At 54.7% G+C, this 17,712-nt stretch carries 13 protein-coding genes; 4 read left to right on the forward strand and 9 right to left on the reverse strand.

The features are described 5' to 3' along the window. Positions 1-46: 46 nt before the first annotated feature. From ACO0LM_RS20150 to ACO0LM_RS20175, 6 genes are all read right to left on the reverse strand, one after another. The gene (locus tag ACO0LM_RS20150; RefSeq protein ID WP_423039291.1) at positions 47-1,420 is read right to left on the reverse strand and encodes a GDSL-type esterase/lipase family protein; all 1,374 of its coding nucleotides are present in this window, start codon (positions 1,418-1,420) and stop codon (positions 47-49) included. Positions 1,421-1,661: 241 nt separating this feature from the next. Next, positions 1,662-4,013, reverse strand: coding sequence for a hypothetical protein (locus ACO0LM_RS20155; protein WP_423039293.1), 2,352 nt, complete (start codon positions 4,011-4,013; stop codon positions 1,662-1,664). 576 nt (positions 4,014-4,589) lie between these two features. After that, entirely contained in the window at positions 4,590-5,360 is a 771-nt protein-coding gene (locus ACO0LM_RS20160) for a substrate-binding periplasmic protein (RefSeq protein WP_423039295.1), read from the reverse strand. A gap of 54 nt (positions 5,361-5,414) precedes the next feature. Beyond that, a complete protein-coding gene (locus tag ACO0LM_RS20165; protein WP_423039297.1) occupies positions 5,415-7,040 on the reverse strand; it encodes a methyl-accepting chemotaxis protein in 1,626 nt (541 codons plus the stop codon). A gap of 442 nt (positions 7,041-7,482) precedes the next feature. Next, complete coding sequence (locus ACO0LM_RS20170; protein ID WP_423039299.1) at positions 7,483-8,247, reverse strand: substrate-binding periplasmic protein; 765 nt, start codon at positions 8,245-8,247, stop codon at positions 7,483-7,485. 159 nt (positions 8,248-8,406) lie between these two features. Beyond that, on the reverse strand, positions 8,407-9,360 hold the full coding sequence (locus tag ACO0LM_RS20175; protein WP_423039301.1) for a quinone oxidoreductase family protein: 954 nt from the start codon (positions 9,358-9,360) through the stop codon (positions 8,407-8,409). Positions 9,361-9,469: 109 nt separating this feature from the next. Between ACO0LM_RS20175 and ACO0LM_RS20180 the strand changes: the two genes are divergently transcribed. After that, on the forward strand, positions 9,470-9,931 hold the full coding sequence (locus tag ACO0LM_RS20180; protein WP_423039303.1) for a MarR family winged helix-turn-helix transcriptional regulator: 462 nt from the start codon (positions 9,470-9,472) through the stop codon (positions 9,929-9,931). A gap of 8 nt (positions 9,932-9,939) precedes the next feature. On the opposite strand, the gene ACO0LM_RS20185 is transcribed toward ACO0LM_RS20180, so the two are convergent. Further along, positions 9,940-11,226, reverse strand: a complete 1,287-nt coding sequence (locus tag ACO0LM_RS20185) for a cation:dicarboxylate symporter family transporter (protein WP_423039306.1) — start codon at positions 11,224-11,226, stop codon at positions 9,940-9,942. Beyond that, a complete protein-coding gene (locus ACO0LM_RS20190; RefSeq protein WP_423039308.1) occupies positions 11,226-12,140 on the reverse strand; it encodes a LysR substrate-binding domain-containing protein in 915 nt (304 codons plus the stop codon). The genes ACO0LM_RS20185 and ACO0LM_RS20190 overlap by 1 nt, the downstream gene beginning before the upstream one ends. 230 nt (positions 12,141-12,370) lie before the next feature. Here ACO0LM_RS20190 and ACO0LM_RS20195 point away from each other — a divergent pair, with 230 nt between their 5' ends. The 3 genes from ACO0LM_RS20195 (at position 12,371) to ACO0LM_RS20205 (ending at position 15,742) form a co-directional block, all read left to right on the forward strand. Then, positions 12,371-13,462 carry a porin gene (locus tag ACO0LM_RS20195; RefSeq protein WP_423039310.1) on the forward strand — a complete coding sequence of 364 codons (1,092 nt, stop codon included), beginning with the start codon at positions 12,371-12,373 and terminating at the stop codon, positions 13,460-13,462. Between the two features lie 67 nt (positions 13,463-13,529). Further along, positions 13,530-14,321, forward strand: a complete 792-nt coding sequence (locus ACO0LM_RS20200) for a substrate-binding domain-containing protein (protein ID WP_423039312.1) — start codon at positions 13,530-13,532, stop codon at positions 14,319-14,321. Positions 14,322-14,422: 101 nt separating this feature from the next. Then, a complete protein-coding gene (locus tag ACO0LM_RS20205) occupies positions 14,423-15,742 on the forward strand; it encodes an MFS transporter (RefSeq protein WP_423039314.1) in 1,320 nt (439 codons plus the stop codon). Here the strand turns inward: ACO0LM_RS20205 and ACO0LM_RS20210 are convergent. Beyond that, positions 15,739-17,520 carry an alpha-L-fucosidase gene (locus tag ACO0LM_RS20210; RefSeq protein WP_423039316.1) on the reverse strand — a complete coding sequence of 594 codons (1,782 nt, stop codon included), beginning with the start codon at positions 17,518-17,520 and terminating at the stop codon, positions 15,739-15,741. The two genes, ACO0LM_RS20205 and ACO0LM_RS20210, sit on opposite strands and share 4 nt — an antisense overlap. Positions 17,521-17,712 lie beyond the last annotated feature (192 nt).

Raw genomic sequence — 17,712 nt, forward strand, 5'->3', positions numbered from 1 at the left:
CGTCACCCCGCATGCATTTTCCGGATGTCTGATTTTCAAATGAACATTACGGCTGCATCAATTTTCGCAATTCCGGCTCCATTGCCTTCGCCCAGATAGCGTAACCTGTTGCATTGGGGTGCAACAAATCCGGCATGATGTCTTTTGACAGGATGCCGTCATCAGTCAAAAAGGCTTTATTGATATTCAGGAAGAATATTTTCTTGTTATCTGCGATGCCAGAGATGATCGCATTGATGTCTTCGTTGATTCGACGCAACTGGCTGCCCGGCTTTTCGTCACGCGGAAAAATCGCCAGCAACAGGATTTTGGTGTTGGGCAAGCGCTGCTGCAGTTCTTTGATATTGCGTTTGATTCCCGCTGCAGTGGTCATGGGGTTTTCCTGACGCGCGCCGGTATTGTTCGTGCCGAACATCAATACCGCGACCTTGGGGGCTATGCCATCCACTTCGCCATGCTGCAATCGCCACAACACATTTTCTGTGCGATCGCCGCCAAAACCCAAATCCAGCGCATGGTATTGTCTGTAATGGCGATTCCATACGTCGATGCCATCTTTTTCCCAGTTATGCGTGATGGAGTCGCCAATGAACACCAGTTCACTGTTTTCATGCTGCGCCTTGAGATTCCTGATTTCTTCCAGTTTCTGTTGATGCCGCAACAGCCACCAGTCGATAGACCAGGATTCGTTCAGCATATCTGGCGTGACCGACTCAGTTTTGTAATCGGGGCACGCCGTATTGGGTATGCCCGATTTTTGAAATTTGATATTGGCAACGGTCACGTCGCCGGTGCCGCTGGCATCCAGCGCAAAGGCTTGCGTCACTGCGCTGAAATCATCGCTCTCGCGCGCAAAGCAGCGCATGGAAAAAACCAGGTGCTGCCAGCCTTTACCAGCCAGTGCACGCGCCTGTATCAGATAAGGGATCTTGCGTTCGCAATTTTTCCCGCAGCTTATCTTGAACGCCAGGCCACCTTGCGCCATATTTTCCACGTTAACGTCGAATGCCAGCACTCCCTGGAGAAGGTAGGGGCGCAAATCGAGTGGCGTTCCACCGTCAATGCGCAAGCTGGCATACCATGCATCTTTCCAATGCAGTGCCAGCGCATCAGCAGACGCGTCTTTGCCGGATATATTCACGCTGACAATGCTGTTGGGCACCTTGGGATTGTCAGGTCTGGGGACCACTGCGGATGTACCGTTCAATATTGTCTGCGATTCAAAATCAGCAACCGTGACATGCCACGATTCCAGCGGACGCGTTGAATACACGATGGTTTCATTGCGGTCATCAGCTGGTGTCGGCAATGTTGGGCTTGCAGCCAGGCTTGGCACAGCACCCATGAAGAATGCGGAGCAGATCAACAAGGTGACAGAAAATGTGACTGTGGAAGACTGCGACCGGGATATTGTTTTCATTGATTCATTTTCCAATAGGATTTACGCAAAACCGCCCCAACTGCGTTGCAGCTCCTAGCCGTACTAAAGTACTGTCTTCGTCGCTGCGCCTTGTTGGGACAATTTTGCGTAAGTCCTATCCAGGTTACTCAAACGGAAATAGTTGTACCGCAGTGACTGCATGCGCCGTTGTCATTTTCATTGACATGATAAAAAATTGGAAGCGAGAGTTTGCTGTTCCCGCTTCCAGAATGTACAAAGTTCAGTTTGGCGAGGTGCCGTAGATAATGCCCCGACCACTATTCGGTGCTACATAGACGGTACCGAAGGTCTTGGGATCGCCAATCACGATACTGTAGCCGCCCCACTGATGCTGGCTGTCGTTGATTTGCACCCAGGTGTTGCCTGTGTCCGTCGAACGGAACAGGGCAGTCACGCCATTGACCGTCCCCGCCATATAGATGGTCGGGTAAGTCGCGCCGCTTGCTGGCTTGCCAAAGCCTGCCGAGATGGCTGACGTCACAGAGGATATCCTGGTCCAGCCCGAACCAGAACTGGTGCTGCGATACAGACCGGACGAAGAGGCCAGCCAGATATCCCCCTGGTTGCCGGTTACCGCCGTCACCTTGCCACCCATCGCCAGGCTAGACGCCGTGTACCAGCTCACGCCTTTATTGGCGCTGGCATAGAAAGTGCCAGTAGACGAATTGTAGGCATAGAACAGATTGCCGTTGGCACCGTCAGACAACATTTGCCAGGATGAGCTCACTGGCAGGCCTGTTGACGTCCAACTGGAGCCGTTGTTGACGGAATACGCCGGAGCCACGTCTTTCGGCCCCCAGACGATGGTATTGCCGTCCGCTGAAATGGCTACCGTGCCATCGCCGGTGGCAGAGCCTGCCTGGTTGGCGAATGGCGTCCAGCTGCTGCCACCGTTAGTGGAGACTGCGCCGAATACCGACGACCCGGTACCGACACGCACAATCTTGCCCGGAACGGACTTGGCGTAGTCGAGGCCGGTGCCGTTCCAGCAGATCGGGTTGGACATCATGCCCGTGGCCGGAGAGGCCGTCAGGCTGGTGTGTACGAAGCCGCAGATGTCGCCCACGCCACTGATCAACGGTGCACCTGAGGTGGGCGAGATCAACGCTAACGTTGCTGTTTCTTCGATACCGTTGGCACCGATGCTCCAACTCGTTGCCTTACCGCTGTCTGCGGCGGTCAGGTTGGTGGTACTCCACACGGTTGCTCCGGTACCGTAAAAGGCATGGGCCGAATTGAATGGATCAATCGCCACCTGCCCCCAGTTGCCGAAACCAGCCGTCGCGCTGCCAAAATTTACCCACGGCGACAGGCTGGAATTGCGGGTTGAGGCGGCACCGACATCGACCCAGCTGGAGCCGCCGTTGGTACTGCGGAACATGGTATCGCCCGGATACCAGCGATCCATGGTCATGACGACCAGCGTTCCCGATTTCTGCGGGTCAAGCGCCAGACCGCCATAACCGAACTGGTAGCTGTTGGGGTTAGGCGGTGTGATGTTTTGCCAGCTGCCTGGTCCTATGCCGTACTTCCACACCTGGCCTGCCGTCATCCCGTTGGGGCCTATGGCGTTGGCAAAGGTGATATACAAATTGCCGTCTGGCCCGATTTGGCCGTGCGTTGGATACAGGCCGGTGGGCCCACCTGTCACCGCCGTCCAGGTGGTGCCGTTGTCCGCACTTTTATAAATGGTCGTGCCGCTTGAGGCCGCGCCCGAAGTAGAGACGCCTGCAAAGACAGTCTTGGTCGCGCTGCCCTTGGTGCTGGATGCCTTGTAGGCGGCGACGAAAGCCACGCCTGCGCCGGTACCATCGTTAGAGAGTGCAGGGAAGCCGCTCACTTTTGTCCAGTTCTTGCCGCTGTTGGTGCTTTTCCACAGCCCGTTAGTGGCACTCTGCGCCGAATCGTTGAAGGTGCCATAGAACAGGGTAGAGCCAAGGTTCGGGTCAACCTGGAGTTTTTCGCCAGCATTGCGGCCATCGTCATTGCCGCCTGTACGGAAGCTCAAGGGATACGAGGTGAAACTTGCACCCTGATTCGACGACACCAGCACGGATGCGTTGCCATCCCAGTTTTGGGTATACATGCCTGCCACCATGTAAAGCATGTTGGCATTGTTAGGATCGATGGCGATGGTCTCGATACCCATCTGGTGCCAATTGGATGGACTTGTCCAGTCATTGAGCGGAATCCAGGTGCTGGTTGCTGAGTTGTAGCGATAGGCACCGCCGATGTCGGTGCGGGCATAGAACAGCCCCTGTTGTGCAGGATGGGCAACGATACCGTCAACGAAGCCGCCTGCAATGATTTTTACGTTGTTCCACGTATAGGCCGGTGCGGCCTGTGCTGGAAGTGTAGTGGCCCCGATTGTCGCCCCGATTGTCACCAACAAGGGCACGGCCAGCACAACATGGGCGAGAATGCGGCGGACGTTGACGTTACGTGCAGGGATGTTGCGACCATTATTGCCTTTGGTGACATAGGCCGAAGGTGGCAATGCCAGTCCCGAGCGATCCATTGTCACATCTTTTTTTACCACTGTAGTAGGAAGCAAAGAAAAAAAGCGTTTCATGATATTGGTCTTTCACTGATTGGCGGGGGTTCACTTGTCGATGCAGCAGGCGACAAACTGCCTCCCTGTTTTGTTGGGACAGTATTGAACAGACATCGTAGTTGCTGATAATCGGGTGCTAGTGGCTAATCCACTGGAGGTCGGCATGCAGTACGTCGCGCAGGACGAATGGATGCGGAAATGCGTCCACATTTGATTTTCATTACAGCGTCTCCCTGGTTTTTTTATTTAGAACGCATCCCTATTGATGAAATGAGTTCTAGTCCACTCTAGGCGGGATACCGAGGGGTCACAATTATGAAAATGATCAATGCGAGTAATAAAATTACGCAGTCAACATGGGCTTGAAACTGATTTTCAGGAGGGAGGGGTAGCTACACGTATCCTTCATTTTCATAGTTGTTAATGAGAGAATGGGGATAGCGGTGCAAGTTGCCAGGCGCAGTGAGTTTTGTAAATTTGTAGTAATACTTCGAAAAGAATGTTGGCGCACTATTTTACCTGGAGGCTTGTGGAGGAACTGAACCAGCACTCATCTCACCCCTGTTTGTGAAATGAGTGCTGAAACGTCAATGACTATTCCTGGTACTTTTCAAATATCCTTCTTAGCTCACCACTGTTTTCCAGTGACACCAGGGCGTTGTTGATTTTTCTGGTCTGGTCGGCGGGCAGGGTTTTGGACAGGCCCATATAGAATTTTTCTGACAACTGCGGTCTGGCCAGCAGGCGGATTTTGCTTTCCAGCCCGGCTTGCTGTATCGACAGTTTGATGCCGGGGGAACGGTGGCAATAAAAGCGCCCGCGTCCGGCCAGGAGCTTGTTCAGGTTGGACAGGGAAGAGGTGGCACCGGAATCGATCTTCAAGCCCCCTATTTTTTCCAGGATGTCGACGATGCCAAAGCCATGCAGCGCCAGGATCACGCCCTTGTTGCCCAACTGGCGTATGTCGTCCCAGTTCTGGATGTCGATGTCGTCATCGGCGCGTACCGCCAGCAGGTAGCTGACCGTAAACAGCACGGTATCGAGAAAGTGATATTGCGAAGTATTGCGTTCTATGCGTTGCGCTCCGCAGAAGGCATCGATATTGCCAGCCTTCATGCCCGCATCAATGCGGATGCGCGGTTGCCAGGTCTGGTCGCCGACGAATTTTAAGTCAGGGTCCACTTTTTCCAGCGCCCGCATGATGTCAACGCAAATACCGCCGATAGCAGGTTTGCCTTGCTGGTTGATGGTGATGAACTTGGGTTCGGATGCCTCTTGTGCGGCAGTGCGTATGATAGTGCTGGCCATGCCGTCAGGCTGGCAGAGGAATAAGAGTAAGGCAGACAGGACAGGCAAGAGTTTCATGGTATACCTGCACCTGTAGCCGTGGTTTTCTGGACGTCCATCATGTAGCCATCGTTAACGCTGATAAGTCACCCTGTTGCGGGATACGGCTGCTGCCTTGACCGGGCGCGCCGCTGCCGGGGCCGCATAGCTGGCCTGGCGATTGATCTTGAAAATGCTGACCACGTTCGACAGGTTGGAAGCCTGGTCTTGCAGGCTTTGTGCGGCGGCGGCGGCTTCTTCCACCAGCGCGGCATTTTGCTGGGTGACATTGTCCATCTGGATGATGGCCTGGTTGATCTGGTTGATGCCGGCAGACTGTTCATTGCTGGCATTGTTGATTTCGCTCATGATGTTGGTGACGTGGGCCACTCTCTGGACGATTTCTGTCATGGTGGCACCGGCCTGGTCGACCAGGCGTGCGCCTTCATCGACTTTTTCTACCGAGTCGGCGATCAGTTCCTTGATCTCCTTGGCGGCGCTGGCAGAACGCTGGGCCAGGTTACGCACTTCTGACGCCACCACGGCAAAGCCACGGCCCTGTTCACCGGCACGGGCGGCTTCGACGGCAGCATTCAATGCCAGGATATTGGTCTGGAAGGCGATGCCATCAATCACGGCAATGATGTCAACGATCTTCTTCGATGAAGCGCTGATGGAGCCCATGGTGTCTACCACCTGTGACACCACTGAACCACCCTTGACGGCGGCTTCGGATGCCGCGTTGGCCAGGTTGTTGGCTTCTTTGGCATTTTGCGAATTCTGTTGCATGGTGCTGGTCAGTTCTTCCATCGACGAAGCAGTTTCTTCCAGCGAGCCAGCCTGGCTTTCTGTACGTGATGACAAATCCATATTGCCAGCGGCAATTTCTGTCGATGCGGTGACGATGGTGTCGGTACTGTCGCGTACTTCACTGACAATTTTTTGCAGGCCATCATTCATGTCTTTCAGGGCTTGCATGAGCTGGCCGGTTTCGTCGGTGGAGTTGACTTCGATATGGCTGGTCAGGTCACCGTCGGCAACACTGCGTGCCAGCGTGACAGCACTGTTCATGGGCCGCGTGATGCCACGGGTCAGATACCAGGCGCACAAACTGCCAAACAGGACGAAGGTCACGATCATGATGCTGATCAGGATGCGGCTGTTTTCGGCAATCTTGTCGACGTCATGGCTCAGGCTATCGACTTTTTGCTGTTGAAAATCAAGATAGTCGAGTTCGCTTTTTTGGTAAGCATCTGACAATGGTTGAAATTTTTCAAACAGCTTGGCGACTTCATCTGCCTGGCCGTCTTTTTTTGCCTTGTAAATGGCGTCACGCACAGCGATATATTGTTTGCGCACGCTGATGATATTGTCCAGCAGCTTTTTTTCTTCAGGTGAGCTGATATGCTCTTCCATGTATTTCTGGATTTCGTTATTGCGGGCAGTGGATGACTTGGCATCGCTGGCAAAAAAATCAGTCAATGAATCATCGCTGCTTTTGACTATCGCCAGTGTGCGTTTCAGGCCCGCCACGGTGATGCGGTACCATTCGGCGGTCATGCGTTCTTCTTTAAGGGGTTCCTGCATCATGGCGCGGGTATTGCTGGCAACTTCATTCAGACGCCACAGGCCTATGCAGGAAGAAATGGTCGCCAGTAACAACACCAGGCCAAAACCAATACCAAGCCGTGTACCGATAGGCAGATTTTTAATTTTCATGATGTCCTCATTGACGCCAGCAAAGGGAAAGGCACAACAAAATCAAACGCATGCCGCTTCGGGTGAAGCAGTGTCCTGCATCTAGTGGACTGTAACAATTGAAAACAGAGTGCCTTCCGCTTGCGCGACGACCATGGCTGCGTTGCAAATGCTCGCGATAGTTCACTATCGCTGTGCATAAGTGTTAACCTTGTCTTGCCCTGATCGCCGGGCAAGCGTCTTTCACTTCTGTTTCAACTGTTACAGTTCACTAGGTCAACACGCCCTGGTCCTGCCCGCTTTTTTTTGCTTAACTTATGGGGCGACAGTGGGTGTTGTAATCCGTCTCTTTTATTAACTATCGGCCAATCCTTGTCAATTTGCAAGTAAAGGATTGCAAATTGAATGCCAATAGAATAACTGTGTTGTGCCGTATTTATATCTGGTCACGGTTGAGGAAAATCTACCTGGCAGACAGGTATTGACTGGCGATGCGTTTCAGCTCGCCATTCTTTTTCATGGTGGTCAGTTCGGCGCGCAGAGTGTTGACGATGGTGGCCGGGGTTTGCCGGCTCATGGCCAGGTAATAGTCACCATGATCGGCCAGCAAAATGCTGCGTTCCAGTTTGTCCGGGCTGATGCCGGCTTGCCTGCATAAATAGGCGATTGATAATTCCGTGCCTATGATGAAATCGACGCGGCCCAGTAGCAGTTTGCTGATATTCGATTTGTCCTGCGGTGATATATCGATATTCCTGCCCACTTCAAAACCATGTTGCTTGAGGATGTCTTCGGTGATATCTGCCTTGTTGACACCCACCTTGTAGCGCTTCACGTCTTCTATGGTTTTGACGCGTATATCTGTGCGGCTTGCCAGCTTGTACAGATAGGCTTCACGTTTGGCGATCGTGCCTATCCACTGGAATTGCGATTCACGTTCGGGCTGGCGGACGATGCTGAAAATCAGTACATTCGGCTGGGTCTGCGCCATCTGGTAGGCACGTGCCCAGGGGTAGGCTTGCATCTGATAGTCAAAATGAGCGCGTGTCAGCAAGGTCTCTGCCAGTTGTACCGAATACCCCCGTAGCTTGCCCTGTTCGGTATAGTTATAAGGGGGATATTCTTCAGTGACGACAATGATCTTTTCGCCAGCCAGCACGAACAGCGGCAAGCTGATCAGGCTAGCCGCTGCAAGGGCAGGCAGGAATGAGAGGAACCTGTGTTTCATGCATCGCGATGTAGGCTTGAAAGCCTCAGTGTATCCCGATTGCAGTGCACTTCCACAGATTCCAGTCCGTGAAATATCGTTGTTAATAATTTGCTAAATTAACCTCAGTTCTGACCTCTGACCTTGGTGCTGACCTTAGCTCTGACCTATGCGTCCTGATCAGGGCAGCAAGACTATGCGTGCGTCAGCATTATCTATAGCCCATGCCCGACTGACATCTGCCAGCGGCATGGTATTGACCGCTATCTTGAAGCCGGCCAGCGGGGCCGTGTTTAATACCGACTTGATCGCCTTGAACAGCTTGGGAAAAGCGACGCTGCCTATGCCGCTACCCATGAGCTGCAAGGCGGACGAGCGCAACACCGCGCCCGGCAGCTTGATGTCGGCACCGCCGACCGAACCGATCTGCACGAAGCGGACTGGCATTCCATCCGGGCTGGCCCTGGCGGCGGTAACCAGCAGCAGCTCTGCGCTCAGGCCCCACAAATAATCCAGGACGATATGGACCCCTTGCTCGATTTCATTCTTGAAGGCTTGTTCCAGGGCGTCTTTGTCCTGGCTCAGGTCGATGGTGACGTCTGCTCCCAGCAGCCGCAGATCGTCAAAGACGCCGCTATTGCGCCCGGTTGCAATGACTTTTTTTGCCCCGAGATGCTTGGCAATCTGTATCGCCAGTCGGCCAGATGCGCCGGTCGCGCCATTGATGAGGACGGTTTCACCGGCGCGCAGGTCGGCACGTTCCACCAGCGCAGCCCATGACGACATGCCGGTGATTGCCATCGCGGCGGCTTCCGCATCACTCAAGCTGTCGGGTATGACGACACAGTGCGTCTTGTCAACGACACAGCATTCAGCCATGGCCCCATAAGGTTTATCGGGCAACAGAAAATAGACGCGCTGATGGTCTTCATCAATACCGGTGCCGTCGATGCCCGGTATGAAACCAGTAGTATTGTCAGCACTGTAATGCTGCCCGGATGCACGGCCCCGGGTGACATGGCTGATGGACGAAGCGGTTACCCGGATCAGGCTTTTGCCAGGTGCGGATTGCGGATCGGTAAAGTCACCGTACACGGGTGGCTGGCCTGCCTCAACTATAATTGCTGCTTTCATTGTTCACTCCTGAAAAGTAAGTTTGCCCTGTAGCGAGGGCGACGGTTGCTGGATAACGGTGGCTAGATAATTGAGTGTATTATGCACATATTTAATCAGAAAGAAAAGCATGAAGCAAGAAATAATGCAATTGCGTGAGGCGCTGCTGGACCTGACCGGCGTACTTAACCGGCCCCAGCCGGACGCGGCGCTGATCGCGGTAGCCGGTGTTGATCTTGATCGTGCACTGTTCCCCTTACTGGTGCGGGTAGAGCGCCGCGGGCCGCTGGGCATAGGTGAACTGGCTGAACTGTGTGGCCGTGACTACACCACCGTCAGCCGGCAAATCACGAAACTGGAAGGGGCGGGCCTGGTTACGCGCCAGGTCAATGCGCAAGATGCCCGCATCAAGGAAGCGGTGATTACCGAAAAGGGCAGGGTGATGACGACCGCGCTGGATGGTGCCAGGGAAAAAATCATGACTTCACTGCTGGCCGACTGGGATAAACAGGACGTGATCGAACTGGCACGCCTGTTGCGCAAACTGGCGGATGATGCTTTCCTTTTTGTAGAAAAGTCCAGGTCTGTGTAGGGAATGTTTTAGTCTTGCTGATCCAGTTGCTGCTTCAGGGTTTGCCTGTCACAGGCACCTTCCCACATCGCCACCACCAGGCACACCACGACATTGCTGATGGTGCTCGTCAGGGCGCGGGCTTCTGACATGAAGCGGTCTATGCCCAGCAGCAGGGTAGCACCTGCCAGCGGCAAATCGGGGATGACGGTCAGCGTTGCCACCAGCGCCACGAAGCCACTGCCGCTGACACCGGCGGCACCTTTGGATGTCAGCAGCATGGTGGCAATCAAGCCAAGAATTTGCCCGTTGCTGAGTGGTATGTCACAGGCCTGGGCGATGAACAGCGAAGCCAGCGTCAGGTAAATCGCGGTGCCATCCAGGTTGAAGGAATACGCCATCGGCAGTACCAGCCCGGCGACATCTTTCTTGCAGCCCAGGGCTTGCAGTTTTTGCATCAGCGGTGGCAACACCGGCTCGGACGATGAGGTGCCCAGCACCACAAATAATTCTTCACGTATATAGCGCAGCAGTTTCCACAGGCTGAAACCATGCAGCCTGGCCAGGCCACCCAGGATGACGACCACAAACACCGCGCAGGCCAGGTAAAAATTCAGTATCAGGTAACTGAAACCGGCGATGGATTGTATGCCATGGCGTCCCACGGTATACGCCATCGAGGCAAAGGCAGCGATGGGGGCCAGCTTCATGATGCTGCCAAAAATGCTGAAACACAGCCGGCTTAATTCATCCACGACAGTCAGCATGCGGTCACCGGCCTGGCGCGTGCGGGCCATGGCAAAGCCAGTCAGCAGGGCCAGCAGCAATACTGGCAAGACTTCGGGTTCGGCAAAGGCACCGACATAGGTGGCCGGGATGATGTGCAGGACAAAGCGCGCCAGGCCCTGGTTTTCCGTGGTGCTGGATAAGGTAGACATGGCTAACATGACATTCTGGTCTGCCGCTGCCGGATGAAAATGCCAGCCTGCACCTGGCTGCATGATGGCGGCGGCCAGCCAGCCCAGCAACAGGGCCAGCAAGGTCAGCAGATAAAAAATTGCCATCGCCTTGAGCAGGGTCCGGGCAATGCCGCGTCGTTCATTCAGGCTGGCAATGCCACCGGCAATGGTGCAAAACACCAGCGGTGCCAGCATCATTTTTACCAGTTTGATGAAGGCATCGCCCAGCGGTTTCAGTTCTGTCCCCAGTGCTGGCCACAGGTAGCCAACGCCTATGCCAAGGATGACGGCGCAGATGACCTGCACATACAGGCCCCGTTTCAGGAAAGAAAACGCAAAAGCAAAAGACAGTTTCATCAGGGCAGGGATTTTTTATCAGTGATGCTCTGGTCCAGCATATCGAACAGGGTTTGTGCGGCAGGCGGCATGATGCGCCCGCGCTTGCAGATCAGGCCCAGTGTCCGGTGTATGGGCGGGTTGACCAAAGGCACACCGACCAGCGTCGCCTGGATGTGTGGTGGCAGGGACAAGCGCGGTACGGCCGCCACGCCCATGCCGGCTTCCACCAGCGCCAGGATGCCGGCTACATGATTGACTTCGTAAAAGATGGTCGGGTGTTTTTCCACGCCAGACAGGGCATTGTCGATCAGGCTGCGGTTGCCGCTGGATTTGGACACGGCAATATGCCGCTCGTTGGCGGTTTCTTTCCACGACAGTTTTTTGCGCTTGGCCAGTGGGTGGTCACGACGCATGGCCAGCACATAGGTCTCTTTGTAGATGGGCTTGAAGTCGATTTCCGGGTCTTCGGCCCCGGCAAAATTGATGCCGAAATCGGCTTCGCCGGCCAGTATCAGGTTCAGCACGTCTTGCGCGCTTTCATCATGGATGCGCACGCGTATCTTGGGAAAACGTTCGGTAAAGTTTTTCAGCACCGCCGGTAAAAAATAATGCACGGCTGACGGCACGCAGGCCAGGGTGACAATGCCGGTGCGGTGGGCGGCCAGGTCAGACACACCCAAAATGGCGCCCTCCAGCTCATCCAGCGCGGTACGCACATTGGCCAGAAACCCCCGGCCTATATTGGTCAGTTGTACGCGCCGGGTAGTACGTTCAAATAATTTGACGCCCAGCGTGTCTTCCAGCTTTTCTATGCGGCGGCTCAGTGCCGGCTGCGACAAGAACAGGTCTTCGGCAGCCTGCTTGAAGCTGCTGCGGTCGGCCACAGCAACAAAAGCCTGTAGCTCCTGTAAATCGAAATTGATGCGTCCCATGCATTAATCTTAAGAAATATTGCAATTCACAAATTATGCCACGTGAAGGATGATGCAGAACTAAGAAAAACGGGCAATACGCCTGGACTTACGCAAAATCGCCTCAGTTGTGTTGCAGCGACTTGCTGGGACAATTTTGCGTAAGTCCTAACCAATATTGACCCGTTCATCAAATAGCATTATTGCAATCAAAATGCCTCATCAAGAAGGCAAAAAACTTTGGAGACACCATGTTCAAGCCTACTTATCTCGCCGTCCTGCTGGCTGCCAGCGGCAGCGCCTTTGCCCAATCCGCCGTTACCCTGTATGGCATCGCCGATTTGGGCGTGCATTATAGTACCGGCATCAATGCCAACAATGCCCCGCTTGTGTCCGGGTCCAGCATGGCGCTCAACAGCGGCATCAATAATACCAGCCGTTGGGGCATCAAAGGGCAAGAGGCCCTGGGCGATGGCATGGAAGCCGTGTTCCAGCTCGAAGGTGGCCTGAATATCGATACCGGTGCATCAGCAAAATCAGACAAGCTGTTTGATCGCCTGGCCTTTGTCGGCATCAAATCCGGCTATGGCAGCCTGACTGCCGGTCGTCAGGCAACGATCCTGTCTGACGCTATTTCGCCGGTAGACCCGCTGGGCATGCGGTATGCCGGCTTCAACCCCAACATCAATGTCACCGCACTCAGCAATACCGCTTTTGGCACCCATGCGTTTGGCGTGCAATATGGCACCAGCGGCTATGCCGATAATTATTATCGCCTGGATAATATGCTGAAATACACCGGTGATTTTGGTCCGCTGGTGGCGCGTGTGTCTTATTCTTTTGGCGAAGTGGCGGGCAATAGCAGTGCCTTGTCTACCATGGGGGCGGGCCTGGCGTATCAGCAAGATGGCCTGAGTATTTCTGGTGCCTACATGAAGTTCAAGAACAGTACCGACTTTGGCCTGCAAGCCTATACTCTGGGTGCCGCTTACCAGGTGGGTAGCGTGCAATTGAAAGCCAATTTTGGCAGCAATCGTGCCGATACCAGCACCACCAAACAAACCCGGCAGCGCATCGCTTCTGCTGGCGCAGCATTCACTGTCAGCCCTGACCTGGCCCTGACCACGGCCTATTACCGCGTGCGTCGTGACGCCAGCGGCTTTGTCGATGACGGCTTTGACCGCAGCTTTGCTTACCTGGAAAAAGCCCTGTCAAAACGCAGCACCGTGTATATCGAAACTGACTATACCAACTGGAAAGGCAATGCCGCCGGTGTCACCGGCGGCCAGGCCAACAACAGCAACGGCCTTGGGCTGACGCTGGGCCTGATGCACAAATTCTGATTTCATCAAGGAAGCAAAAATCATGTCCCTATTTACGTCCCACCGCAGGTCACAGAGTATGCAGCGCATGTCCCAACGTATATCCCACTGTGCCGTCGGCATCACCCTCGCCGTCGCCACACTGTGTGCTGGCAGCCAGGCGATGGCGGCCGACATCAAGGTGGTCAGTTCGGGCGGTTTTGCCCAGGCTTACAAAAACCTGGCACCTGCCTATGAGCAGGCCAGCGGCGACAAGCTGGTATCCGGCTGGGGCCCGTCGATGGGGACGACCACCAATGCCATCCCGGTGCGCATGGCGCGCGGCGAAGAAATTGATGTCGTCATCATGGTCGGCGATTCGCTCGACACCCTGATGAAAGAAGGCAAGCTGGTCGCTGGCAGCAAGGTGGTGCTGGCCAATTCACCGATTGCCTGTGCAGTAAAAAAAGGCAATGCCAAACCGGACATCAGTACCATTGACGGTTTGAAACGTGCCTTCTTGCAAGCCCGCAAGGTCGCTTATTCTGACAGCGCCAGTGGCGAATACATCAAACACCAGTTGATGAAAAAACTCGATATCGCCGACCAGATGCAGGGCAAGGCAGCACAAATCCCCGCCACGCCAGTTGGTGAAATCATCGCCCATGGCGAAGCCGATTTTGGTTGCCAGCAGCGCAGTGAACTATTGCCGGTAGAGGGCATAGACATCGTCGGCCTGCTGCCACAGGAAGTGCAATTGACGACAGCTTTTTCTGCCGCCATCGTCACCGGCAGCAAGGTGCCGGCCCAGGCGCAGGCCTTGTTGAATTTTTTGTCCTCAGAAAAAAATGCCGGCGTGATTGCAGAGACTGGGCTTGAACCAGTGGCAGGCAAAAAGTAATTGATATAGTTTTATCCCGATTCATCTGTTTTCATCCAGATTCAATTCTCACAGACCCCGCTGGCTGGAAAGTCAGCCACCAAGTACAAAGGTCGAATAATATGTCTAGCGCAACCACCATAGCCGCCCGCGGTGTTGAACAGGGCAGCAGTGCACCTGCACCACGCCAATCGAAATTCTTTACCGTGATCCGTGTCACGAGCGGTAATTTCATTGAAATGTATGACTTTTTCCTGTTTGGATTTTATGCCACCTATATCGCCAAGGCATTCTTTCCGGCCAGCAGTGAATATGCCGCCCTGATGATGACCTTTGCCACCTTTGGCGCCGGTTTCTTCATGCGACCGCTGGGGGCGATTATCCTGGGTAGTTATATTGACCGCATCGGTCGTCGCAAGGGGCTGGTGCTGACGCTGGGCATCATGGCGTCGGGTACCGCGATGATTGCCTTCATCCCAGGTTATGCCACCATCGGTTTGCTGGCACCTTTCCTGGTACTGGTTGGCCGCCTGTTGCAGGGTTTTTCTGCCGGGGTGGAACTGGGTGGCGTATCGGTGTATCTGTCAGAAATGGCGACGCCGGGCCACAAAGGTTTTTATGTCAGCTGGCAATCAGCCAGCCAACAGGTGGCCATCATCTTTTCGGCGGGCCTGGGTTACTTTTTGAATGAAACCCTGAGCAAGGAATTCATCGCTGACTGGGGCTGGCGCATTCCTTTCTTCATCGGCTGTTCCATCATCCCGGTGGTGTTTTACATCCGCCGCTCGCTGCAAGAGACAGAAGAATACCTGGCGCAAAAAACCCACCCCAGTTTCAAGGAAATGCTGAAAACCATTTCCCTCAACTGGCCACTGGTCGTCACCGGCACCATGCTGATCGTGATGACCACGGTATCCTTTTACCTGATCACGGTGTACACACCGACCTTTGGCAAAACCGTGCTGAAACTGACTACGGTGGAAAGCCTGCTGGTGACGCTGTGCGTGGGTGTATCCAACTTTATCTGGCTGCCGGTCATGGGTGCATTGTCTGACCGCATCGGCAGATGGCCCATCATGGCACTGTTTTCTGGCCTGACTGCGGTGACGGCTTATCCCTTGCTGTCATGGCTGATCGCCAACCCCAGCTTTCAACATATGCTGGTGGTGGAGTTGTGGCTGTCTTTCCTGTACGGCAGCTATAACGGTGCGACGATCGTTGCGCTGACAGAGATTATCCCCGTGCGTATTCGTACCACCGGTTTTTCGCTGGCGTATAGTTTGGCCACGGCCTTGTTTGGTGGCCTGACACCGCTGGTCTCTACCTGGCTGATAGAAACCACTGGCGACAAGGCATCGCCTGGTTACTGGATGGCGATGGCCGGCAGCTTTGGCTTGCTGGCGACTTTCCTGATTTACCGTGGCGTGGTCAAAGAACGTTAATCGATTTTAAAGGCGACCGCCGTGGCATACGGCATGGCAGATGGGGCGGTAATGACCAACGCATCTGCCTGTTGCTTCCACTGTAGCGGCGCACCCTGATGACCCAGCAGGCTGACGGACGTGACGGGCTTGCCCAGCAGGTTTTCTGCACTGCCCAATGACCGTATCCTGATTTCGGTACTGGCTGTCGGTACCGCCATGCTGAACGCATACAGCGACCCGTCCTTGCCCCTGGTGAAGCGGAAGTCATGCGGGCCAAACGCAAATTCAGCCTGCTTCTTGCCCAATGCATGGCCAGGCAGGGTACGCAGTTTGTCGCCTCCGCCTTCACCCGCCTTTTCATCCTCCCCCAGACGCACCCAGGCTTTGCTGCCATAAATGCCCTGGCCGTTCAGGCGTAGCCAGTTGCCGACTTCTTGCAGCATGCGGGTGCTGCCTTCATCCAGTGATCCATCCGGCAGGGGCGACACGCAAATGGCGACGTTGCCGTCACGCGCCACTTCTTCCAGCAGATAACGTATCATCGCGCCAGAATCATAGGTAAAGCCCGGCTGGTAGTACCAGTCGCCGACCGGGGTTTCGGCTATCCAGGCCTGGTCGGTCTTGATGTTGCGGGGGATGGTGCCTTCTTCGGTATTCACCGTGCCATTGGTGTTGGGCCGAAACTTGATGATGCTGAAGGTATCAATCTTGCCCCGTGTTTTCAGCGCATGGTTATAAAAATCGGCGATGACTGTCTGGGTGGCATCGGCCTTGAAGCCGGTACCGGTATGGTCGCCGCTGAAGGGTTGTGGGCCGGTGCCATCGGTGTAGATGAAATCAGGGTCGTAACGATCCACCACATCCATCATACGTAAGGCCCAGCGTGTGGCATACCATTTGGCAAAATCCTGATGACGGCTGAACAGGCCATCGGGTGGCGGGTTCCAGGGCGAATAGGCAGCTTTGCTGACACCCTGGTATTCGCGCAGATCGATGTTATACAAGAGCCTGGGGTCCAGTCCTTGCCACCATTTGCCGACGCCATCTGCCAGGTTTAACTGACCGTCGTAAGGGATGCCGGCACGTTCACCCTGGGTGTCGCTGCCAAAGGCAGTTTGCCACCACCACCATGAATATTCATGGTGAAACGCCACCCCATAACGGATGCCCGCCGCTTTGGCGGCCTTGGCCCATTCGCCGACCAGGTCACGTTTTGGCCCTAGCCGTACCGAGTTCCAGGGCTGGTAGCGCGAATCCCACAAATCAAAATTGTCATGATGCACGCCTTGCACGATCAGGAAGCGGGCACCAGCATCCTTGTATATGGCAGTCAGTTTGGCAGGGTCCAACTGCACCGGGTTCCAGTCACGCAAGACTTCCTTGTAGCCGGTCTGTGACGGGTGACCATAGTCCTTGAGGTGGTTTTTGTATGCGGGGGTGTCGGGGTTATACAGCCTGCGTGCATACCAGTCGCCACTTTTGCCTGCCGCCTGTGGGCCAAAATGTACCCAGATGCCAAATTTGGCTTCACGCAGCCAGGCTGGCGTGCCGGGGTAGTTTTTTTCGATTGATTCCCAGGTGGGCTGGAAGGGGCCGGGTGTGATAGGTATGCCCAGCTTGACCTCGGCAGCGGTTTTACTGTCACCCAGTGGTACGCTGTCTATGGGTAACGCGGGGGGGATGGCAGGCATGGGTGGCAGCGGTGGCAGGGTTGACAGGGTTGACAATCCGGCGGCGTGTGCCTGCAAGGCGCTGCTGATCAATACCCCGAGGGTGATCCTGGACAATGTGCTCATTCTGTATTCGCTCTGCATTCGGCTGGTTGGAAGGGCGCTATTCACGACCGCGTGGTGCATGCTAAAAGGTATGCAGGAAAACAGCCAATCAATTTTCTGTGAATGATGATACGCAAATTGGTATCGGATACGATGGTCGCTGTTGCTCAAGGGGGTGATTGTTTGTTTTGTTGAGTTTGTTTTGTTGAATAA

Origin of the sequence: Undibacterium sp. Di26W (assembly GCF_049340265.1) — a bacterium.
Classification (GTDB): Bacteria; Pseudomonadota; Gammaproteobacteria; order Burkholderiales; family Burkholderiaceae_D; genus Undibacterium.